A 21844-nucleotide genomic window follows, 5' to 3' on the forward strand; every position below is an offset into this window, starting at 1 on the left:
ATGGCCGCCGTCGGGTTGGCCGGCGTGGGGGTCGGGTCCGTCGGTGTCGGTACGGCGAGTGCGGCGTTCAGCCCGCAGGCCGGGCCGGTCTTCAACGACCCTGAGGGCTCATCTGCCCGGCAGTACGCGATCGTCCGGCAGATCGAGCACAACATCGATACCGCTCCCCGGGGCTCGGTCATCCGGGTCGCGGTCTACAGCATCAATCTCAAGGATTTCGCCGACAGGCTCATCGCCGCGCATAAGCGCGGAGTGTACGTGAAGGTCCTCATGGACCAGCACGCCAAGAATGCCATCTGGAAAGGTCTGGTGGCCGCACTCGGTAGCAAGGTCAGCTCCAAGAGCGCGAGCAGCTATGCGGCGCTGTGCTACGGCGGATGCATGAGTCATTACTATTCCGGCGGCGACCCGGTGGCGTGGCTCCACGCGAAGTACTATCTCTTCTCCGGCGGCGGCAGGCGCACCGTGACCGTCTCCAGCGCCAACCCCACCGACACCCAGGCGGAGGTCGCCTGGAACAACAGCTACACGGTGGTCGGCAACACGGGCCTCTACAACGCCTACGTCAAATACTTCACCGACATGTCGAAGGGCGCGACAGGCGCGCACAAGGCAAATTACTACTGGACGTACGGGTCGAACCCGAAGGCGTACTACTGGCCCAAGGCCAAGGGTGGCAGCGACACGATCCTGAGCTCGTTGAAGCTCGTCACCTGTTCGAAGACGTATCCCACTCAGGTCCGTATCGCGATGTTCGAGTGGACCGACAACCGGCTGTCGCTCGCCAAGCAGGTCGCCGCCATGGCGTCCAGGGGATGCAGGGTGACGGTGCTCTACACCAAGAGCGCGGTCTCGTCGAGCGTTCGGTCGACGCTGGCGAAGTCGAAGGTCGATGTACGAGACTCGACGCAGGGCAGGAACGGGAACGGGTATGCCGAGCACTACACGCATAACAAGTATCTGCTGATCGACGGCAGATACAACGGGGTGAGCGGACGAAAGATCGTGTTCACCGGCTCGGCGAACTACACCGCCAACGCGCTCTATCACAATGACGAGTCGGACCTGAAGATCACGAGTTCGGCCGTCTATCGCGCCTACCTGGCGAACTTCAACAGCGAGCTCGCGTCGGTCTCGTCCGTCGGCGCGAAGCAACGGGCCCTCGGGCAGAGCCCGACGATTCCGGTCGACCCCGCCGAAATGGCGGACAGCTGATCGAGTCCACCGGGCGGCGGCGGCCGTGGCGTCACGCCACCGCCGCCCGTGGTCTCAGCCGGTGATCTCGGCGAGTACCCGCAGGTCGTCGTCGCCCGGCGTCCACTGCCCGGCCTCGACGTTCGTGCGGATCTGCTCCGGAGAGGTCGCGCCGGCGATGACGGAGGCGACGGTGGGCTGGGCGGCGAGCCCGCCGATGGCCACGTGCAGCATCGACACGCCACGCTGCTCGGCGAACCCGCGGATCGCCTCGATCCTGTCCCAGTCCGCGTCGGCGTGCATGGCGCGCCGGCTGTCGCCGATGCGCGTTCCGGCCGGCGGCTCCTCGTCCCGCCGGTACTTGCCGGTCAGCAGCCCGGACTCCAGCGGGAAGTACGGAAGCATGCCGACGCCGTACGCCTGGCAGGCGGGGATCAGCTCGGCCTCGGGGTCACGGTGGAGCAGGTTGTAGTGGTTCTGCGCGCTGACGAAGCGGGCGCCGCCCGAGGCGCGGGCGACGTAGTCGGCCTCGACGACCTGCCACCCGGCGAAGTTCGAGGAGCCGATGTAGCGGATCTTGCCCTCGCGTACCAGTTCGTCGAGCGCGGTGAGGGTCTCCTCGATCGGGGTCACGCCGTCGGGGGCGTGGTACTGGTAGAGGTCGATGTGGTCGGTGCGCAGCCGGCGGAGCGACGCCTCGACGGCCCGGCGGATGTAGCGCCGGGACCCGCGCGCGCCGAAGTCGGGGCCGTTGGCGCCGCGCATGTCCATGCCGAACTTCGTGGCGAGCACGATGTCGTCGCGGCGGCCGGCGAGGGCCTGCCCGAGCAGATCCTCGGACAGGCCCGGTTCGGCGCCGTAGATGTCCGCCACGTCGAACAGGGTGATGCCGGCGTCGAGCGCGGCGTCGACGACCTTTCTGGTGCCTTCGAGCGTCTCCGTACGGGTTTTGGCGCGGCCCAGGTTGTTGCACCCGAGGCCGACGACGGAGACGACGAGACCGGAGTCGCCCAGCGGGCGATACGCCATATCGGACATGCCTCCGACCCTAATGAGGACGGCCGGGGGCCGGCGGCCAGGGGCGTCGTGTCGTACCGGTGATCTCCCGAAAGTGCGCTGCTCAGGGGGCGGGCGTGGCGAGCCACGCGTCGATCTCCCGGCGCAGCCGGGCCTTGGCCGGTTCCGGGGCGAAGGACGCTTCGACCCCCGCCCGCGCCAGGTCGGCCAGCACGGCGTCGTCGTATCCGAAGGCGGAGCGGATCCGGGCGTACTCCTCGGTCGTGGTGGTGCCGACGATGACCGGGATGTCGGTGTTCACCGTCACGGTGAGGCCGGCGTCGCGGAGCCGGGGCAGCGGGTGCGCGGCGAAGGACGGCGCGAGGCCGAGCGCGACGTTCGACGAGGGGCACACCTCCAGGGGCAGGCCCCGGTCCCGTACCTCCGCGACCAGGTCGGCGTCGTCGAGGACGCGGATCCCGTGGCCCAGCCGCTCGGCGTGGCCGACGGTGATCGCCTCACGGATGCTCTCCGGCCCGCAGGTCTCCCCCGCGTGGTGGACGAGGTGGAGGCCGGCGTCCCGCGCCGACGCGATGACCTCGGCGAACGGGGCCAGCGGGTGGGCCTCGTCCCCGGCGAGGCCGACACCGACGACACCGCGGTCCGCGTACCGGGCGGCCAGCTCCACCGTGCGCCGGGCGCGGTCCACCGAACGCCGCCGCGAGTGGTCCAGCAGGACCCGGCACTCGATGCCGTACGCGGCCTGCCCCTCGGCGAGCCCATCGAGCACCGCTTCGAGCGGCATCTCCGGACGGCCCAGACGCTCGCCGTGCGCGGCCGCGGTGAAGGTGACCTCGGCGTACCGCGTGCCCTGTGCGGCCTCGTCCGCGCAGAACTCCAGGGCGATGCGCCGGAAGTCCTCCGGCCGGCGCAGGCAGTCGCGGACGAGTGTGCCGAGTTCGGCGAACCGGCCGAAGCCGTCGAAGACGACCGGTCCGTCGGCGGGCGGTGCCGGCACCGGGACGCCGTTCGCGGTGCCGATCTCCTGGAGCGTCGCCCAGCGAATGGTGCTCTCGAGGTGGACGTGCAGGTGAGCTTTTGGCAGGCGGGTCAGGTCGCGCACTCGCGCAGCATAGGGACTGGATTTCGACGTGTCATCCGATTTATCCCGCGACCACCGGCGCTGACGTCGCGCCGGATCGGGTGATGCCGGAAACCGGGTAATGGCGACGTCAAGGATCGGCGAGCGAAAGTCGCGCACTCGATTGCCCGGCATTTACCTCCCCGGTTCCCGCGTGGGCTCTCCCGAGTCCTGCCGTGGGAAACGGGGCGGCCTGGCTGGGCCCGGCTTTACCTATGGCATCGGCGTCACCCGGTGGGCCGGAAAGGCGGTGTTAGCCTTTCCACCGGTCAGCAAGAACCTTCGAACTTCTCGAGATCACCGGCCACCTGGAGAGTGCGTGAAGCGGTACGACCCGTACGCGTGGATGGTATTTCACGCCCCGCGTCCGAATCACCGCTCCAGCATCCAGGTTCCCGCCTTCGCGGACACAATGACCGTATCTCGTCAACATTCCGATCCAACGTGATCGTGCGATCCCGCCGCGACGGAAAACCACCCGCATCATCACTGCAAAACAGACACCCTTGGGGGACCAATGCGTAAATGGACTGTTCGCGCCGCCCGCGCCCTCCTCGTCGGAGCCGCGTTCGCGGCGGCCGGCGGCGGCATCGCCAACGCCGACAACAACACCACGAGCGGCGAGCGCAGCCTCCTCGGCGGCGTCCTGGCGGACGCGACCGCCCCCGTGACCGCCCCCGTGATGGCCCCGATCACCGCCAACAACCTGCTGAGGGGCGCCACCGTGAACGCGGCGAACGGCAACGCGCTCAACGCGCTGAGCCCGCGCTCGACCGCGGCCACGGGCGCCACCCAGCGCCTCAGCTACATCAGCCACCGCAGCCACAGCATCGAGGCGACCTCGATCGGCCGCGATGACAAGGTCAGCGCGCCCGTCACCGTCCCGATCCTGATCTGCGGTAACGCGATCTCCGACAAGGGCCTGGGCACGGCGGCCTGCCACGGTCACTCGACCATCAGCAGCGGCAACATGCCATCGCAGGCGACCGCCGCCTGCCCCGCCACCTGCTCGTCGTCCACCAAGGTGACGGCCGAGCCGGCCAAGCCCGCCGCTCCGGCCTGCCCGGCGGCCTGCGCTCCCGCGGCCCAGGCGCCGGCGAAGCCCGTCACGCACGAGGCGCCGGCCTGCGCCCAGGCGTGCGGCGCGCCGGTCGGAGCGCCCGTCGCGGCGCCGGCCTGCCCGGCGGCCTGCGGCCAGGCCGCGGCGCCGAACACCGGCTCCTCGGCGACCCACCTGCTCAGCAACGACCGGGTCAGCGCCCCGCTCACGGCGCCCATCACGATCTGCGGCAACGCAGGCGCCATCCGGGGCCTGGCGGCCGCGGCCTGCGACGGGAACGCCTCCTTCGCCCGGGGCGGCAATTCCTGACCCCGGAAAGTCCATTCCGTCCGGCCGGTTCTCCGGCCGGGCGGTTCTCTTTTCTGGCCAGAGAGACCGCCTTCCCCTGTCAGGCAGGGGGAGGCGGCTTTTCGTTTACCGGTGCCTGGCCTATTCCAAGCCGGCGCTGACTTGTCGCCGACGAAGTCCATGCCGTAATCCGGATAGCGGGGATTGCGGCGAAAAGGGTAATGGTACGTGGCCCTCCTTTCCGGGTAGATGCTGCGCTGAAAAGACTCACTCGCCATTTGGAGGATGGTGGATGAAGTCGATACACCACGACCGCGTTCGGACCGGTAAAGCGCGCATCGGCGGGGCGCGCCCCGCTTTACTGCGATACCCGGTGATCGGCGCCAGCGTGCTCCTGGCCTTGTGGACGCCCGCCGGCGCGGCCGCCCGGGCGGAGCGCGGACACGCCGTCACCGCGGTCTCCGGGCCGACTCAGCGGCAGTTCCGGATCCTGCACGCCTATGAGCGTTACCTGGCCAGGACCACCGCCCAGCGGGCCGCGGCCCGCCGGGCCGTTCGATTCGCCTACCGGCAGATGGGCAAGCCGTACCGGTTCGGCGGGGCCGGGCCGCGGTCGTACGACTGCTCGGGCCTGGCGATGGCGGCCTGGCGGAGGGGCGGAGTCAGCCTGCCGCACCGCGCGGACATCCAGTACCACATGATCAGGCGCAAGGTCCCGATGAGGAGCCTGCGCCCCGGCGACCTGGTCTTCTTCTCGGGCGCGAGCCACGTCGGCATCTACGTCGGACGCGGCCGGTTCGTCCACGCGCCGCACACCGGGACGGTCATCCAGCGCGGTGCCCTGACCGGCTGGCGGCGCCGGGCCTTCGCCGGTGCCGTACGGCCCGGAGCGCCCGCGTACCGGGCGTGGCCTCGCTGGGTCAGGACCCTCGCGGGCCGTCCCCGGCGGCGGGTCGCCGGGTCGGTCTCCGTGCCGGCCCGGCCCGCGACCTGGAACGGCCCGGTGTCCGTACCGGTGTCCGTACCGCGCCGTCGGCCGGACACCGCGGACGGCCCGACGTCCGTTCCGGCGCCGCCCGTGGCCGTCTCACCCGCCCCCAGCGAATCGCCGGTGTCGCCCGGTGCTTCTCCGGGGTCGTCCGGTGGTTCTCCGGGATCGCCCGGCGGGTCCTCGGCGCCGCCCGGTGGACTTTCAGTGCCGTCCGGCGGATCGTCCGCATCCGGTCATTCCGGTTCGCCCGGGACCTTGCCGGTCGCACTTGTAGACTCCGCACCCGTGACCGGGTGACCGTTCGCACCAGGCCGATCGCTACCTGTTCCGATTCGGGCGGGTAGCGACGGCTTGGCCGCCGACTCCCGACTCGCACTCTTCTGCAAGGTTTATTTGCGATGTACCGGGCAAAGTGCGTTACGGCTGTCGACAGGGGCGATACATGAATAAGAACGATCATTGGTCGGAGCGCCGGCCCGGCCTCAGGCGCTGGGGACCGTCGCGGGACGACGCACGTCACGCGGTGATCCGTACGCTGGTGGCCGAGCACGTCCACCTGCTCCGGTTAGGGCTGTCCGCCTGCCTCGACCGGGAGCCCGACATCAACGTGGTCGCCGACCTGTCCGACGGGGAGGCCCTCGGGCCGGCGGTGGCGGCGCTGAGCCCCGCCGTCGCGGTCATCGACGTCGACCTGCCCGGCCCGGCCGGGTCGACGGGCGTGGCACACCTGCGCGAGTTGACCGCAGAGTGCTCCGTGGTGATGCTGGCCGACCGCGGCGATCCCCTGGGCGTCCGCCGGGCGCTGGCCGTCGATCCGCTCGGGCTGCTCAGCAGGCAGGCGCCGGCCGACGTCCTGATGCGCGTGGTCCGGCAGGTCGCGGCGGGCCGCCGGATGATCGACCCGGAGCTCGCCGGCACCGCCCGCGCCGTCGAGGAGAACCCGCTGACGCCACGCGAGGTCGAGGTCCTCCGCATCGCGGCGAACGGGGCGACGACCGCGGAGATCGCCGCCCGGCTCTCGCTGTCCGTCAAAACCGTGCGCAACCACCTGTCGAGCGTGATCACACGGACCGCCGCCCGCAACCGGATCGACGCTATCCGGATCGCCAGTGAACGGGCGTGGCTTTGAAGGCTCTGCGACGGCATCCCGGACCGGCCCCTCGTCACGGCGCCCCGTCACGGTCCACCGGTCACGGGGCGTCCGGTGGCGAGATCGCGCCGAGCGCGTCGAGCAGGTCCATGACCGGCTGCAGCTTCTCGTACAGCAGCAGGATCGGCTCGCCTGGCGCGGACACGCCGAGCGCGATGCCGACCGCGTCCTTCAGGTCACCGGCCGGGTGGACGTGGACGCCGGGGCGGGCGTCGACGAGCCCGCGCGTGATCAGCCCGGCCATCTCGCCGGGCCGTCTGCCCCGCAGGTCCTCGTCCTCGTACACCACGACGCGGCCGAAGGACCGGGCGACCGCGCGGGCGGTGTCGATCACCAGCTCGTCACAGCGGTCGCCGGGCAGGGTGACGGCGGCGACGCCGTCCCGCCGCCACACCCGCCGCGTGAGCTCTCCGACGGCGGCGACGGCCGCCGGGTTGTGGGCGTAGTCGACGACGATCGGGCGGTCCTCGAGCCGGAACGTGCAGCCGCGTCCCGGGTTCAGGTCGTACGGGTCGAAGGTCCGCAGTCCCCGCGCGACCAGGTCGGCGGGCATGCCGAGGGCGCGGGCCGCCGCGGCGGCCGCGAGCGCGTTGCCGATGACGTGCCGGGCGAGTCCGCCGAACGATCCGGCGACGTCCGCGGCCGGGAGGATCGGCGACCGGGCGTCCCCGTGCGCCTCGGTCAGCGCGCCGTCCTCGACGAAGTACGCGATCCCGCCCGCCCGCAGGTGCCGTTCGACGGGCGGGGCGTCCGCGGCCAGGGCGAAGTAGCGGACGACGGGGTCGCGGTCCCGTACGCGCGGGCGGTCGGCGAGCGCGGCGGTCCGCGGATCGTCGGCGTTCAGCACGAGATGGCCGCCCCGGCGGATCTCCTCGGCGACGAGCGCCTTGATCTCGACGAGGTCGTCGACGGTGTCGATGTCGTCGACGCCGAGGTGGTCGTCGGTGATGTTGGTCAGGACGGCCACGTCGGCCCGGTCGTACCCGAGCCCGCGCCGTACGATGCCGCCGCGCGCGGTCTCCAGCACGGCCGCGTCCACGGTGCGGTCGGCGAGGACCATGGCCGCGGACAGCGGGCCCGAGGCGTCCGCGCGGTAGACGAGCTCACCGCCGACGTACACGCCGTCGGTGGTGGTCATGCCGACGCGCCGGCCGTCCTGGGCGAGCAGGTGCGCGATCATCCGTACCGTCGTGGTCTTGCCGTTGGTGCCGGTGACGGCCACGATCGGCACGCGCCCGGACGTGCCGGGCGGGTACAGCCGGTCGATGATCTCGGCGGCGACGTCGCGGGGCCGTCCCTCGTACGGCGCGAGGTGCATGCGCAGCCCGGGTGAGGCGTTCACCTCGATGACGCCGGTGGCGCCGGCGTCGGCGGCCAGCGGAGCGGCGATGTCGGGCAGGCGCAGGTCGATGCCGCAGATGTCGAGGCCGACGGTGGACGCGACGCGGCGGCAGAGCCGTACGACGTCGGGGTGGACGCGGTCGGTGACGTCCTTGCTGGTCCCGCCGGTCGACAGGTTGGCGTTGCGGCGCAGCGTCACGACCTGGCCGGGGTTCGGCACGGAGTCCGGGGCGAGGCCCTGCCGCGCGAGGTGCGCCCGTTCGGTGTCGCCGAGCGTCAGGCGGGTGAGCGGCCGGTCGTGGCCGTCGCCGCGCGCCGGGTCGGTGTTCGCGGCGGCGACCAGGTCGGCGATGGTCGACCTGCCGTCCCCGGTCACCCGCGCGGGGCTGAGCTCGGCGGCGGCCACGACGCGGTCGCCGACGACGAGCACGCGGTGGTCACGGCCGGGGACGTACGCCTCGACGAGCGCCTCGCCTCCCTCGGCGGACGCGGCGCGGAACGCCGCGGCGACCTCGGCGGGGTCGGTGAGCTCGATCCAGACGTTCTCCCCCTGGTGGCCGGCGAGCGGCTTGACCACGACGGGCGCGCCGATCTCCTCGAACGCGGCGACCGCCTCCTCGGCGGTCGTGACGACGACGCCCTCCGGGACCGGCAGCCCGGCGCCCTCCAGGAGCCGTTTGGTGAGCATCTTGTCGCCCGCGGCCTCGACGCCGATCGCCGAGGTCCGGTCGGTCATGGCCGCCCAGACCGTGCGCCGGTGCCGTCCGTACCCGAGCTGCAGCAGGTTCAGGTCGTCGACCCGGCGTACGGGGATGCCGCGCCGCCGGGCCGCGGCGGCGAGAGCGGCGGTGCTGACGCCGAGGCTCGTCCGCTCGTGCGTCGCGGCGAGAGCGGCGAGCTCGGCACCGAACGCGACCTCCCCGTCGGTCAGCAGGCCCGTCACCGTACGGATGGCGAGCGCGAGGAGGTCACCGACGAGCGGCGTCTCCGCGGGCTCGTCCACCGGGCGTTCGAGGATGAGGTCGTAGTGTCCCGGCGTGCCGGCGTAGACCGTACGGCCGAAGCAGACGTCCCGGCCGATCATCGCGGACAGTTCGAGCGTCACGTGCTCGGTGACGTGCCCGAAGTACGTTCCACGGGCCATCGCGGCGAGCAGCCCGCCGGGCCGGCCCGCGGAGCAGTGGTGCTCGGCCAGGCCGGGCAGCGCGGACACGAGCCGGTCGGCGAACCCGGGGAAGTCCGTGGTCTCCCGGCCGGTCAGTTCTCCTAAATCGAGGCGGGCGATCACCACCGGCCGCGCGATGTAGACGTTGGGACCGTTCAGCCGGCGCAGATGCTCGAGGTGCATGGTCACTCCTCTGCTGCGGGTACGGGGCCGAACCACGGTTTGCGCTGTTCCATGTCGAACCAGCAGCCGGCCGGAAGGAGATGGAGACGGACGTCGAAGAGCGCCATCGGATCGTCGTCGCACTCGGCGTAGCCGACGGTCGCCTGGTCGGCGTCCACGATGGTCACGACCCCGCTGCCGATCACCTCGAAGCGGCCCTCGCGGACCACGATCGCGGTGTCCTCGTCGATGCCGACGCCGAGCCGCAGGGTGTCGAGCGCGATGCCGCTGAGGAGACGGGGCAGCCGGCCTCGTTCGGCGAAGTGCATGTCGATGAGCACGTCGTCGAGGAGCCCGAGCCCGGGTCCGATCCGTACCGTGGAGGCGGCGACCTCGTGACCGTCACCGCCGAGGATCATCCAGCGGCCCATCGCGGTGGCGCCCGCGCTGGTCCCGGCGATGACGAGCCCGTCGCCGTTGAGCCGCTGCCGCAGCAGGGCGTTGGCCTTCGAGCCGACGAGGCTGCGGATGCGGGACTGGTCGCCGCCGCTGAACAAGACGCCGGTGGCCTTGCGGAGCACGTCGAGCGAGTCCGTGCTGTCGGCCACGGCGCGGTGCGGGAGCCGGAGTTCGGTGACGGAGGTGACGCCGAGCCGGTGGAACACCTGGGCGTACTCGGCGGCCACCTGTTCGGGCTTCTCGGTCGCCGTGGTCACGACCACGATGCGGGATTGATCCGCCCCGGCGAGGGAGACGAACTCCTTCAGCGGCCCCGTACCGCAGGTGCGGTTCTCCGCGCCGCCGATGACCAGGAGCCGGCCGTCGCGGCGCTCCTCCTCCGTTATGTCGGTCACGACAGCTAGTTACCCTAATGTCACTTGAAGTAGTCGAATGGATCGCCGCCGGACCGGAGGACCGGCCGAATCAAGATCATCTTCGTTAGACTCCGGCCATGACCGAGAGGCCGCCGCCGGGGATCGACGTCTCGGTGCCGAACGTCGCACGCATGTACGACTACTGGCTCGGCGGCAAGGACAACTTCGCCGCCGACCGGGCCGCGGCCGAGGAGGTCGTCCGGATCTCCGAGGGCCGGGTCCTGCGCGGAGTGCGGCTGAACCGCTCGTTCCTCGGCCGGGCGGTGCGGACGGCCCTCGACGCGGGGGTCCGGCAGTTCCTGGATCTGGGGTCGGGGCTGCCGACCCGGGAGAACGTCCACGAGGTGACGCTCACCGCCGCCCCGGAGGCGAGCGTCGTCTACGTCGACAACGACCCGGTCGTACGGCTGCACGGCGAGGCGCTCCTGTCGCGGGAGGGCCGTACGCGCTTCGTCCAGGAGGACCTTCGCCGGGTGGAGGAGATCCTCGGCCACCCGGACGTCCGGGCCGTCATCGACCTGGACCGGCCGGTCGCCGTCCTGCTGGTCTCCGTGCTGCACTTCGTGCCGGACGAGGACGACCCGTGGGCGGTCGTCGCGCGGTACCGCGACGCGGTCGCGCCGGGGAGCCACCTCGTTCTGTCCCACCTGTCGTCCGACCCGCATCCGGAGAAGATGGCCAGGGCGGAACGCGTGTACGAGGGCGCCAACGCGCGGCTCGGCGCGCGCGGCCGGGACGCGATCCTCCGGTTCTTCGACGGGTTCGAACTGCTCGATCCCGGATTGGTCGGGCCGACGGAATGGCGCCCGGAGCGTGATGAGGCGGCGGGCGAAAAGTTCGCCGGCGTCGTGGGTGTGGCCGTCAAGCGGTAAGGTCGCGGGCAATTACCCTAAAAGCCGCAAAAACTGGACTTATGCGTAACGCCCTTCGCCGAACCGCCTGCCGCCTGCCTTCCCCGTCGAGGCCGACGCTCCCTTCCCGCTGCCGGTTACGACCCGCTGACCTGGCACTCCACGTCCGTCAGCCGTAGTGATCCGACAGATCGCCTATCTCCTGGGTAACCTTCGGCTTACCTTAAGGAACTCTGGGTGCCGTTCTCGCGTCTAAGGGCTGCTGGCTTCGCCGGTCACCGGAAGGACGTGAGGAAGGTACGGAAAAAGAGGGGCGCCGGTCATCCTCCCAGAGGCACACTCTCTCCCGAAGTGGAGCGAATGGGGGCGCATAGCCCAGTTTGCTTTGGAGGTGTCCATGCCGCTCACGGACGTTCACACTGACGTTCGCCTTACCTACCGCCTTGTCCTGGCGGTGGACGTAGAGAAATATAGCGCGCGCGACGCACGTGGCCAGCTGCGCGCGCAGACCGATCTACGCACCATCCTCAGCCTGGCCGCGCAGGACGTCGGGCTCGACCGCAGCCTCTGGTACGAACAGCCCAGCGGCGACGGGGAGCTCGCCGTGCTCCCCGAAGACGTCGACGTCTCCCTCGTCGTCGGCGACTTCACCCGCCGGCTCGAGACCATCCTCGGCGAGTTCAACGCGGAGCGGAGCGGCGGCAGGCGCCTGCGCCTGCGCGTCGCGCTGCACCACGGCACCCTCACGCCGGGTCCGTTCGGCCCGGCCGGCGACGCCCCCATCGTCGTCAGCCGGCTGCTCAACGCCAAGCCGCTGCGCCGGCTGCTCGCCGACCAGCAGCACCGGGACGTCGCGCTGATCGTCTCCCAGACGCTGTTCCAGGACGTCGTCCGGACCGGCTTCTGCTCCCTCGACCCGCGCGACTTCCAGGCGGTACGGGTGAACGCCAAGGGCGTGCTCTACCACGGTTTCGTCCAGCGGCGCGCGGCCGAGGAGCAGGTCGTCCAGCGGCGCGCGCTCGAGGAGGACATCGTCCAGCCGGTGCTGCGAGCGCTCGGCGAGCCCGGTGGCGCGAACCTCGTCGCCCTGCCCGGCGGCCGGGGCTGACCACCGCGGTACGGCATCCCGTGACTCAGAAGACCGAGAGATCCCAGGCGACGGTGACCGCGGTGGAATGGCCCCCGCCGTCGGTCACCGTCACCACGGTCTGACCGGGCAGCGTGATGGTCTGCCGCTTCACGATGACCTGGATCGTGGCGTGCTCACCGGCGCCGATCGAACCGCTCACATTGGACAGGACGATGTTCGGGTCGGAGTTGGACGCGCTCCACCGAACCCCGCCGGCCTTGGCGGTGAGGCCGATCTCGCCGATCGTGCTCCTGCCCTGGATGTGAACCGAGACGGGCGACACCACGAGCCTGCCCGGCGGTTTCGGCGACGACTTCGGCGGCCGGTGCGACCTGCTCGGCGTGGGCGACGGGATGAGCTGCGGCCCGGTCTCAGGGGCCGCCTGCCCCTGAGAGCGCGGCGCGGCCGGCGGCCGGGTCACGACCGGATCACCGGAGGGCGGCGTCGTCCGGGCGGACGGCGTCGTCGGCCGCGGCTTGCCGCCACCCGGCCACTGCAGGTCCGGTACGGCCACGTCCGGGCCGATGAACATCATCACGGCGACGGCGGTCGCCAGCGCCGCCACCGACCCCCCGCTGGCGAACGCCCAGCGCCGCGCCAGCCGGGACGGCGCGTCCGGCTGCCGGGGCATCCCGTCGGCCGTCAGCGCGCCACCGCGCGCGGCGATCTCCGTACGGTACCCGGCGAGCTCCGGATCGGTCCCGGCATGCAGCACGCGGTGCCGGAGCGCCGCGGGCGGTTCGGGAACCGCGACGGCCGCGACGACCTTCTCACCGTCGGGCGACTGCTGCGTGGCACGGTGCAGACGCCGCTGGGCCCGCAACGTCGTGACCCCGAGCGCGGCGGCCAGGTCCTCACCGGTCAGATCGTGCCGGTGAACGAGGAAGAGGACCTCCCGGTCGAAGAAGTCCAGCCGGGCGAACGCCTCATCGTCCGCCATCGCGGCCGGCCGCTTACGGAGCAGGCAACGCCGCCGGGCCGCCGCGTACAGCCAGGCACGGAGCCGCTCGCGCTCCCGCAACCGCGGGGCGCGGCGCGACGCGTCGATCAGGGTGTCGTGCACGACGTCCTCGGCGGCCTTGAGATCACCGAGGAGCGCCGCACAGTAGTCGTAGAGCCGCTCGGCGTAAACGTCATAGAGCGTCGCCAGGGCCTCTTCGTCCCCATCGTGCAGCGCCTTCACCAGGCGCCTGTCGGCGGTGGGGGCGAACGCGGACCACCTTGCCATGCACGTACTCCAGGTATCGGACGGCGCGGCTCTCTGTTTACACCAGTGTCAAGGATAGGTCACAAGATCGCCCTAATTACCGCAAAAGCCGTGACCTCGATGTGTCCTCCGGCGTGCACGAACGCGGATCTTCCTCGGAGAACAGCGGCCGCAATCCCGCGCCGGATCATCACCCCTGGACGCCCGGCACCGGGAGCGTGTCCTGCACGGTGCCGTCCACCAGTGCACCGCGGCCCGGCCCCGTGCGCGTCCCGTACGAGCGTCAAGGGCGTCGCCGGCGGGCCGCGCCGGTATCCGATTCGCGCGTCCACCCGGAGTGCCGCTACACTCGTCCACGCCAGCAGCCGTAGCTCAACGGATAGAGCATCTGACTACGGATCAGAAGGTTGGGGGTTCGAATCCCTCCGGCTGCGCCCAGGAGAGGCCTGTTCCGATCATGGAACAGGCCTCCTTGCTAAGAGGTTTGCTAACACAGACCGTCCTACTACGCACCTCGGCTCGTATGGTGCACACGCCGACCGTCCCGCGAGTCGCTCGTTGATCACCCGTCTGTGCCAGATGCGGTGATCGAAAGAGACACGAGCGTGCGACTATCCCGTCACGACGGCGCCCCAGCGAGTCTGATCCTTCCGATGTTGATGCAGGCGCGGATCGGATGGCTGAAAATGGCTGTATGACGGGGCGTGTACGGGTGTGGGCGGGGAGCGTCGTCGGAGTACTGGCGCTCGTGGGTCTGGCCGTCTACTTGGGAACAGTGGGCCTAGACAAGGCTGACAAGTGGGCCAGTGTGATCGGCGTATTCGTTGCGCTGGCGGCATTCGGGGTCTCGCTGTACGGCCTGCTGTCAGGAAGACGCAGCGATATCAGCGGACCTGCGTCGGCGCAGGTTACGCCGTCAGGGCAGCAGTCGATCAGTGTCGATGGCGGTAACAGCGGGATCTCCTCTACCGGCGATGGCGCAACCAACATTCAGATGCGGGCCGAGGCATCTGGGCACGGCAGCGTCTACCAGGCCGGCGGCGACCAGAACATCAGCTCATGACGAGCCCTCCGCCCGCGAATGCGGATGACGGGCATGCCCATGTGCGCATGGAGGGGGCGGCATCCGAATATGGACGCGTCTACCAGTCGTTGGGCGACCAGATCATCACCCAAGTCAACCTGCCCGAGCAGGCATTGCGACCTGTCGATCAGGTGGCGGCTCCACCTGGCTTGGCCAACGTGCCAGGGCATTCCCACACGTTCGTCGGTCGCGAAGACGAACTCGCCGACCTAGACGCGTCGTTGACGACCACTGGTGGAGTGGTAGTAGCCGCGGTTCATGGGCTTGGCGGAGTCGGCAAGTCCACTCTCGCCGCCCGCTACGCCGCCACAGAGGCTGGCCGACTGAACCCGGTCTGGTGGATCACCGCTGACACCGCTCAATCCGTGCAGGCTGGCCTAGCTAGTCTCGCGGTCGGACTGCAGTCTGAGTTGGCAGTGGGGTTGCCGCTAGAGATGTTGGCTCAGCGCGCAACGAGGTGGCTGGCCGCTCACGAAGGGTGGCTGGTGGTGCTGGACAACGTCACCGACCCTGCCGATGTTGAACCGCTGCTGAACCAGACGTTGACGGGTCGGATCGTAGTGACCAGCCGACTAGCGGAAGGCTGGCACCGTTATGGCGCTCGTGTCTTGCGGCTGGACGTACTGACTGAAACCCAAGCTGTCGACCTGCTAACCCTTATTACCGCCCAGGGTCAGTCCGATGCGGACCTGGACGGTGCCACAGCATTGGTTAGAGAGTTGGGGTTTCTCCCGCTGGCCGTTGAACAGGCCGCCGCCTACCTACACCAGAGCCAGATTTCTCCCTGCGCCTACCTGGATCTGTTGGCCCAATATCCGGCGGCCATGTATGACGAGGCCGCACGCGGTTCGGACGCTAAGCGAACTATCGCGCGGATTTGGCGATTGACCTTGAACGAGTTGACCGACCTTCCGTTGGCTGGTGCGATACTTCAAACTTTTGCATGGTATGGACCAGAGGCTATCCCCCGTAGCCTACTAAATGGCATTTTCGAGCCTCCGCAGACCCAGCGTGCACTCGGCGCACTAGCCGCTTACAACATGATTGCACTCGACGGTGAGAGGATCTCAATACACCGATTGGTCCAAGCCGTCGCCCGTACTCCCGACCCGTCAGACCCTTATCGGCAGGCGGACGACATCAATAACGCTCGCGACCTAGCCACCGCCCTGTTGGTCGCTGCCTTGCCTGATGACTATCAAGACCCTGCTAAGTGGCCAGCTTGGCGATCGCTGCTTCCCCATATCAACGCTTTGCTCGCCCACGCGTCTCCCGATACTGATAGCACGGAGACTAGCCACCTGCTAAATCAAGCTGGCCTCTTTCTAGGCAGTCAAGGGCGTTCGGATAATGCTATCGGGTTCTTTGAACGCGCCATCGCGGCCGATAAGCGCCTCCGGGAGGATGATGATCCAGAGATATTTACGCCGCAGCACAACCTCGCAGTGGCGTATAGTGATGTCGGCGACCTCGAAAAAGCAATCCCCCTGCTTGAACGAATCCTTGCTGATCGAAAGCGAATTCTGGGTGTCGATCACATCGACACCATGACAACTCAAAACAATCTCGGCAGCGCCTACCAAGAGGCGGGTGACCTGGTACGAGCTGTCCGACTTCTCAAGCAGACCCTTACCGACCGCGAGCGGGTCTTGGGTTCCGATCATCCGCACACGCTCTCCTCTCGGAACAACCTCGCAAATGCCTATCGGGCTGCGGACAATTTTGCTCGGGCGGTTCCCCTATTCGAGCAGGCAGTTGCGGACCATGAGAGAGTCTTGGGTTCGGGGCATTCGCACACCATGGCTGTGCGGAGCAATCTCGCGGGTGCCTATCAAGGGGCGGGCGACCCAGATCGTGCGGTCGCAATACTCGAGCAGATTTTCGCTGATTCAGAAAAAATTTTCGGCGATGAAAGTCTGGAAACGTTGCGCGCACGGAACAATCTCGCGGGAGCGTGTCTAGAAGCGGGCGATCCGGAGCGAGCGATTAGGCTGTTTGAGCGAACCATTGCCGACAGTAATCGGATAAGAGGGAAAAATCATCCTAATACAATTGCATCCAAGGACTCCCTTTCGAGGGCATATCGAGACGCGGGTGATTTTCGTCAGTCGATCGCTATGCTTGAGCAAGTAATATCCGGTTGGAAAGAAACGATAGGTACTGACGATCCTAGAACGATCACTGCCCGACACAATCTTGCCCATGCCCATCAATTTGCTGGCGACTTCCGGCGTGCGGCGCAACTTCATCGGGACCTTATCCCTGACTGTATCCGGGTTCTGGGTCCGGATAACTTGGTGACAAGGTGTGCTGCTACATGGCGTGGTTGATGCGGCAAGACGGAATGATGTCGGGTTCTGAAAGGGGGAAAGGCTCCTTGGTGAAGCAAGGGCCTTTCCGCAGATGATCGGCAGTGACCGTCCTACGCGGCGGTGATTTGCCGGGCGAAGATGTCCGCCGCCTCCACGCGCTGTTCGTTGATCACGTGCGCGTAGACCCGGAGTATGGAGGGGTCGGCATGACCGAGGCGAGCGGCGACCACGTGGACGGGTATTCCGGCGAGCAGGATCATCGTCGCGTGGATGTGCCGGAGATCGTGCAGCCGGGCCGGCGGCAGTGCCTTGGCGGGAGTCGCTTTGTTGTGCCGGACGGTCAGGGGTGCGTAGGTGCAGGTAAGGCGGGTGTGTCAGCCGTCCGATGACGGGAGTATGTTCGGCGCGCTCTCAGAATCGCTCCATTTTTTCGAGTTCTCTGGCTCTCGCCAATATGGCCTGGAGCGTTATCGGTGCATGCTTGTAGGGGACTGAATCTGGCTCGAATTGGCGCGCAGCAAACTCACAGGCCGAGACCTCATACTCCCCGTGCGCGTTGATGGCTGGCGATTCGGCAGCGATATATGCGCGTCGCAGGGTGTCTCCAAGGGCGGACAGCTGTGAATCGTTGAGATTTCCGAGCGTGGCGATCAGTTCCTTGAATACTTTTTGCCTTCAGGAGTGAAGGCGACGCGCCCTGCTACGTTGAGTTCTCCGGGGGCTGTGAAGATTTGTGCGAGCGAATCTGCGGATTTTTTAACGTTTTCCGCATCGTAAACTATCTGACGTCGGTGGAAGAGGCGTTCGAGGTCAGGTCTTTCCCACCACTTGATCCTGAATGGTGGGCGGTTCTGTTGAACGTAGGTTCGGAAGTGGTCTTTCGAAGTGTCCGAAAGAAACCCGCTTACCATGAATAGGGCGATATCGGGGCGCTCGGCCTGTGCCTGGTTCAGAAGGCTTCCCAGCTTGATAGGGGGCACGCCGGTTTTGTGGTGCTTGCACTCGATTAACCATCTTTCGAAGCGCGAAATCTTGCCGATGTCCGTTATCGTGAGATACGCGACGATATCTTTTCGGCCATCTGCTGGACTCGACGTTCACGAAGCCGGAGCCAGTTCCTCAAGAAGCTACGGCATCTCGACCGGGGTCAGGGTCAGATCGCCGTAGGGGTCGATGCGCTCCAGCGTCGGCGCCTTGCCCCCGGACCCGCTCGATGAACCGGACCAGGACATCACTCGAATCGGTGAGCGCAACTCCGGTAGGCGCGGCCTTCCGCCGGCGAAGGCTGCTGCTGGCGCGGCTCACCTTCATCAGCACCACGTCGACGCCCATCACCGTGTCCCATCCTCGACTCGCTCACGCTCAATGATTCGGCCTCCGGCGGGGGCCTCAGGCCCCGGGATGGCCGCGCTGCCGGGCCTGAGCTGGGTGGGTGGTTGAGGTGGAAGCCTGGTCATCCCGCCCGCCTTCGTCCCAGGCAAGCCGAGCAGACCAAGCCCAGGGGTGCAAGGTCGTAGGTCCAGTGGGGCGCTCCACCTTGCGCCCCTGGGCCTGGCCCGCTCCCCGGAGGCTGGGACGAAGGCGAACGGGATGACCAGGCGGGCGCACTGGATCCGTGGCAGAGCACCGTACGCCAAGGTAACCAAGGTGCCTTAGCCGTTCGCAGCGCATCGGCTTGACTCGCTGAGTGGCCACAAGTAGCCAATGCACAGACTGTGCGATCTGTCTCATCTAGATTCCCCTCCGTAGCGCAGCCAGAGCTAGTCCGTGAGGGGCTTGTGTACGAAGATCGCGAAGATGAAGACCTTGAGGTGCGGAAGCGCGAAAACGATCGCGAGGTGGATCAGACACAGACGGCGCTTCGAGGTCTCAGGACTACTCAACGCCTTCGTGTGCTGTGGCTTATTGCGAGCCTCATCGTGGTCGGCTTTCTGGGCTGGGCGATGTTGGTGGGGGTGTGGACTCATTATCGTGGCCCCTTCACAATCCTCGGCCTTGCTGCTTCGTTGATCTCAACTGCGGGCGCGGGCTGGCAGATATTCAAAGTACGTCCGACCATAGCGTCAACGCAGTACGACCTATTGGTGCTGCAAACCAAAAGACTGCACTTGGCCGCCGAAGAGGAGGCCGATCCGGTCTCTGCTTTGCGTATCTACAGGTTGTCCGCCCTCGATGACGTCGAGCGATACCGCAGGCTCGCCCGACGCAACCGCCGATACAGCAACATACTTCAATGGGTGATAATTGTAGGCTCCGTCGCCGCGACAAGTCTTACGAGTGCTTCGACTGGAAGTGCCAGCAATCAGTCATATTTCCGATGGGCTGCGGCGGGCGTTAGTGCGTTGGTTAGTATATCTGCAGCATTGGTTGGTTATTTCAAGTTTCGGGAGCGCGGATTCAACCAGCAGCAAACTGCAGATGCAATAGAAAAGCATTATCGGGGTGCTGAGCTGCGAATTGATGACTACTCGGGTGAAGGCGAAGAGGACGTGTTGCGACGCTTCGCGGAGAACGTAGAGGCCCTGAAGGATGAACAGCGTAAGCGAGAGTTGCAACTAGAACAGTCCTCGGAGCGAGGCGAGCATCAGCAGTAGCCGCGTCGCCAGCGCTGGTTCCTGGGAGCCACGGCGGGAGCCACCGGCACGAACGATCTCGGCCGCAGCCGTACGAGTTCGGACAGCCGGAGTGACGCTCGCCGATCGTTTGGGTGCCTACGGATCAGAAGGTTGGGGGTTCGAATCCCTCCGGCTGCGCACAGGTCAAGGACCCCTCGTAATCTTGCGGGGGGTCTTTCTGCTAACGGGTCGTGTCCACGGTCACTCGACCGCCAGCGCGGCCTCAGCGGGACGCCTGTGCGTCGCGCGCCAAGCGGGGAGCAGAACAGCGCTGAGGGTCAGCAGCAGCGTGAAGATCGCCAGCGCGAGGAAGATCCACGGCCCGCCCGCAGGCACCACCGAGCCGAGGCGTTTGAGGCTGACCGGCACCAAGATCACGGCTGCCGCCGCGGAGCCGATGACCACACCGCTGAGCGCCACGAGCATGCCCTCCAACCCGACCATCCGCATGACCTGGGTACGGGTCGAACCGGCCAGTCGTTGCAGGCCGAACTCACGCCGTCGTGCGGTCACACTCGAGGCCATGGTGCTGGTCACGGTGATGGCCGCATACCCGGCGATCACCAACACCATGATGTAAATCGCGAAGTTGGCGGTGCGCTTCTCATCGTCGTACTCCTTGAGCAGGACGTCGCGACCCCCCACCGTCGCGCCTGCCGCTACCGCGGCGCCGTCCAGCCGCTCGACCAGCTGCGTGGTCGAGGTGTCGTTGTTCGCCTTCACCAGGATGCGCGTCGCGACTCCCTCCGTGGTGTGGGCGGCCAGGGTGTCGGCCGGCAGGAGGAGCGTGTCGTAGCCGTCCGGGGCGGAGAACAGGGCGGCCACCCGTACGTCGAGTGCCGTGTTGTCCCCCATACGTAGCGTGACCGGGTCACCGACGCCTACACCCAGCTGGTGGGCATGGGCTCTCTCGAGCGCGATCGTGTCGCCGCGCAGGGCGGCGAAGGCACCCTCGGTGATCTTCACCGGCGTGGTCGCGCCTGCTCCTTCGGCCGTGACGCCCTGGAGGGTCCAGCCCTCGTTCATCGGCGAATGGTCCTTCGGCTTCTCGATGAACCCGAGGCTGTTCACATACTCCGAGGCGCCGGCGACGCCCGGCAGGGCGTTGATCCGATGGACGAGATCGGGATCGACGCCGCCGGGGATGGTCAGGACGGCATCCGCGACGAGGTTGTCGGCGAATGCCCGCCGGTCGGCCTTGTCGTTCGTCGTCTGGAGATACAACATCCCGACCGACACCGTGATCAGCAAGATGACCGGCGCCATCACCGCCGCCATCCGGCTGCTGCGACCCCGCGCGTTGAGGATGGCGAGCTGCCCGGTCACGCCGCCGAGCGCATGGACGGGCCACTGGAGGACGAACGTGGTGATCCTCGTCAGCCCGGGCGCCAGAAGCGCGAACCCGAGACCCAGGAGGATCACGGCCGGTGCGCCTGTCGCCGGCGCCAGGGGGCCACTCATCACGACGATCGTCACAATCGTGAGCGCGAAGGCACCAGCCAGGAGCACCAATCCCAGGATCATCCGTCCAACGCCCGCGTACCGGCCCTCGACGCCGACCTCGGCCAGGGCCTGCGTCGGCTTGATCCGCGCCGCCCGTCTACCGGCGAGCAGCGCACCGGCCAGCGCGGCCACGATCGCGACCGCCGTCGCTGCCACGGTCGGAATCCACCCCTGATGGAACGCGATGCCGTGGGCGGCGATCCCCCAGTCGGCCAACTGGTCGAAGAGGAACCGGCCCAGCAGGTGACCCGGGACGTACGCGACGGCCGTGGCGACCACGGACAGCATCAGCGTCTCGCGGAAGATCAGGCGGCGCACCTGGCGCGGCGTCGCGCCGACGGCTCGCAGGAGCGCCATGTCTCGCCGGCGCTGCGCGATCGAGAGGCCGAGCATAGAGGCCACGCCGAAGATCGACACGAGAAGCGTGAACGCGGTGAAGACTCCGGCGAGCGCCATCACAGTGACACCGCTCGCCTGGGCATCGCGCAGTTCGGCTCGTCCACGCTCGTCGCCGACGAGCGTGATCGTCCGGTCGCCCACAACGGCGTCGATCCGCTTCCGCAGCTGCGCCACGTCCCGGCCCGGCTTCGCCTCGACCCCGATCGCGTCGACCGTGCCGGGCGGGGCTTCGCCCTCGAAGACGTAGCTTTCCGTCGTGCGGACGCCGTCGAGCCCGGCGATCGTCCGCTCCAGTCCGGCGTCGATGCGTACGCGCTCGGGCAGGATCGGTGGTTCGTCGGGGTCGCCGCCCGAGTCGTGGTACTCCTGATCACCGGCGAC

The 21844-nt window shown here is 68.0% G+C and carries 17 protein-coding genes and 1 tRNA gene; 10 read left to right on the forward strand and 8 right to left on the reverse strand.

Annotated features, from left to right (window positions below):
• Positions 1 to 1215 carry a phospholipase D-like domain-containing protein gene (locus NE235_RS11480; protein WP_252801657.1) on the forward strand — a complete coding sequence of 405 codons (1215 nt, stop codon included), beginning with the start codon at positions 1 to 3 and terminating at the stop codon, positions 1213 to 1215.
• 54 nt (positions 1216 to 1269) lie between these two features.
• On the opposite strand, the gene NE235_RS11485 is transcribed toward NE235_RS11480, so the two are convergent.
• Both NE235_RS11485 and add read right to left on the reverse strand, forming a co-directional pair.
• The gene (locus tag NE235_RS11485; RefSeq protein ID WP_252801659.1) at positions 1270 to 2232 is read right to left on the reverse strand and encodes an aldo/keto reductase; all 963 of its coding nucleotides are present in this window, start codon (positions 2230 to 2232) and stop codon (positions 1270 to 1272) included.
• Positions 2233 to 2314: 82 nt separating this feature from the next.
• The gene (gene add / locus NE235_RS11490) at positions 2315 to 3313 is read right to left on the reverse strand and encodes an adenosine deaminase (protein WP_252801661.1); all 999 of its coding nucleotides are present in this window, start codon (positions 3311 to 3313) and stop codon (positions 2315 to 2317) included.
• Positions 3314 to 3848: 535 nt separating this feature from the next.
• On the opposite strand from add, the gene NE235_RS11495 reads away from it, so the two are divergent.
• The 3 genes from NE235_RS11495 to NE235_RS11505 all read left to right on the forward strand — a co-directional run bounded on the left by NE235_RS11495 (position 3849) and on the right by NE235_RS11505 (position 6799).
• The gene (locus NE235_RS11495) at positions 3849 to 4700 is read left to right on the forward strand and encodes a hypothetical protein (protein ID WP_252801663.1); all 852 of its coding nucleotides are present in this window, start codon (positions 3849 to 3851) and stop codon (positions 4698 to 4700) included.
• A gap of 352 nt (positions 4701 to 5052) precedes the next feature.
• Positions 5053 to 5967 carry a C40 family peptidase gene (locus NE235_RS11500; protein ID WP_252801665.1) on the forward strand — a complete coding sequence of 305 codons (915 nt, stop codon included), beginning with the start codon at positions 5053 to 5055 and terminating at the stop codon, positions 5965 to 5967.
• 145 nt (positions 5968 to 6112) lie between these two features.
• Positions 6113 to 6799 carry a LuxR C-terminal-related transcriptional regulator gene (locus NE235_RS11505; RefSeq protein ID WP_252801667.1) on the forward strand — a complete coding sequence of 229 codons (687 nt, stop codon included), beginning with the start codon at positions 6113 to 6115 and terminating at the stop codon, positions 6797 to 6799.
• A 61-nt stretch (positions 6800 to 6860) separates the two neighbouring features.
• On the opposite strand, the gene cphA is transcribed toward NE235_RS11505, so the two are convergent.
• Both cphA and NE235_RS11515 read right to left on the reverse strand, forming a co-directional pair.
• On the reverse strand, positions 6861 to 9509 hold the full coding sequence (gene cphA / locus NE235_RS11510; protein WP_252801669.1) for a cyanophycin synthetase: 2649 nt from the start codon (positions 9507 to 9509) through the stop codon (positions 6861 to 6863).
• A 2-nt stretch (positions 9510 to 9511) separates the two neighbouring features.
• The gene (locus NE235_RS11515; protein WP_252801671.1) at positions 9512 to 10342 is read right to left on the reverse strand and encodes a cyanophycinase; all 831 of its coding nucleotides are present in this window, start codon (positions 10340 to 10342) and stop codon (positions 9512 to 9514) included.
• A 98-nt stretch (positions 10343 to 10440) separates the two neighbouring features.
• Between NE235_RS11515 and NE235_RS11520 the strand changes: the two genes are divergently transcribed.
• On the forward strand, positions 10441 to 11235 hold the full coding sequence (locus NE235_RS11520) for an SAM-dependent methyltransferase (protein WP_252801673.1): 795 nt from the start codon (positions 10441 to 10443) through the stop codon (positions 11233 to 11235).
• A 433-nt stretch (positions 11236 to 11668) separates the two neighbouring features.
• Positions 11669 to 12322 (forward strand): hypothetical protein, encoded by a 654-nt coding sequence (locus tag NE235_RS11525; RefSeq protein ID WP_252801674.1) that lies wholly within the window; start codon positions 11669 to 11671, stop codon positions 12320 to 12322.
• 25 nt (positions 12323 to 12347) lie between these two features.
• Here NE235_RS11525 and NE235_RS11530 read toward each other — a convergent pair whose 3' ends face one another.
• Complete coding sequence (locus NE235_RS11530; protein WP_252801677.1) at positions 12348 to 13571, reverse strand: RNA polymerase sigma factor; 1224 nt, start codon at positions 13569 to 13571, stop codon at positions 12348 to 12350.
• Between the two features lie 340 nt (positions 13572 to 13911).
• On the opposite strand from NE235_RS11530, the gene NE235_RS11535 reads away from it, so the two are divergent.
• The 3 genes from NE235_RS11535 to NE235_RS11545 all read left to right on the forward strand — a co-directional run bounded on the left by NE235_RS11535 (position 13912) and on the right by NE235_RS11545 (position 16964).
• Positions 13912 to 13984, forward strand: a tRNA-Arg gene (locus NE235_RS11535).
• A 260-nt stretch (positions 13985 to 14244) separates the two neighbouring features.
• On the forward strand, positions 14245 to 14613 hold the full coding sequence (locus NE235_RS11540; protein ID WP_252801679.1) for a hypothetical protein: 369 nt from the start codon (positions 14245 to 14247) through the stop codon (positions 14611 to 14613).
• Entirely contained in the window at positions 14610 to 16964 is a 2355-nt protein-coding gene (locus NE235_RS11545; protein WP_252801681.1) for a tetratricopeptide repeat protein, read from the forward strand. The genes NE235_RS11540 and NE235_RS11545 overlap by 4 nt, the downstream gene beginning before the upstream one ends.
• A 92-nt stretch (positions 16965 to 17056) precedes the next feature.
• Here the strand turns inward: NE235_RS11545 and NE235_RS11550 are convergent, their stop codons facing one another.
• Both NE235_RS11550 and NE235_RS11555 read right to left on the reverse strand, forming a co-directional pair.
• A complete protein-coding gene (locus tag NE235_RS11550; RefSeq protein WP_308206058.1) occupies positions 17057 to 17290 on the reverse strand; it encodes a tyrosine-type recombinase/integrase in 234 nt (77 codons plus the stop codon).
• 306 nt (positions 17291 to 17596) lie between these two features.
• The gene (locus tag NE235_RS11555; RefSeq protein WP_343885730.1) at positions 17597 to 17926 is read right to left on the reverse strand and encodes a hypothetical protein; all 330 of its coding nucleotides are present in this window, start codon (positions 17924 to 17926) and stop codon (positions 17597 to 17599) included.
• A gap of 798 nt (positions 17927 to 18724) precedes the next feature.
• Here NE235_RS11555 and NE235_RS11560 point away from each other — a divergent pair.
• Complete coding sequence (locus tag NE235_RS11560; RefSeq protein WP_252801685.1) at positions 18725 to 19540, forward strand: DUF4231 domain-containing protein; 816 nt, start codon at positions 18725 to 18727, stop codon at positions 19538 to 19540.
• 222 nt (positions 19541 to 19762) lie between these two features.
• Here NE235_RS11560 and NE235_RS11565 read toward each other — a convergent pair whose 3' ends face one another.
• Positions 19763 to 21637 (reverse strand): ABC transporter permease, encoded by a 1875-nt coding sequence (locus NE235_RS11565; protein ID WP_252801687.1) that lies wholly within the window; start codon positions 21635 to 21637, stop codon positions 19763 to 19765.
• Between the last annotated feature and the right edge of the window lie 207 nt (positions 21638 to 21844).

Source organism: Actinoallomurus spadix (genome assembly GCF_024055725.1).
GTDB lineage: Bacteria > Actinomycetota > Actinomycetes > Streptosporangiales > Streptosporangiaceae > Actinoallomurus > Actinoallomurus spadix.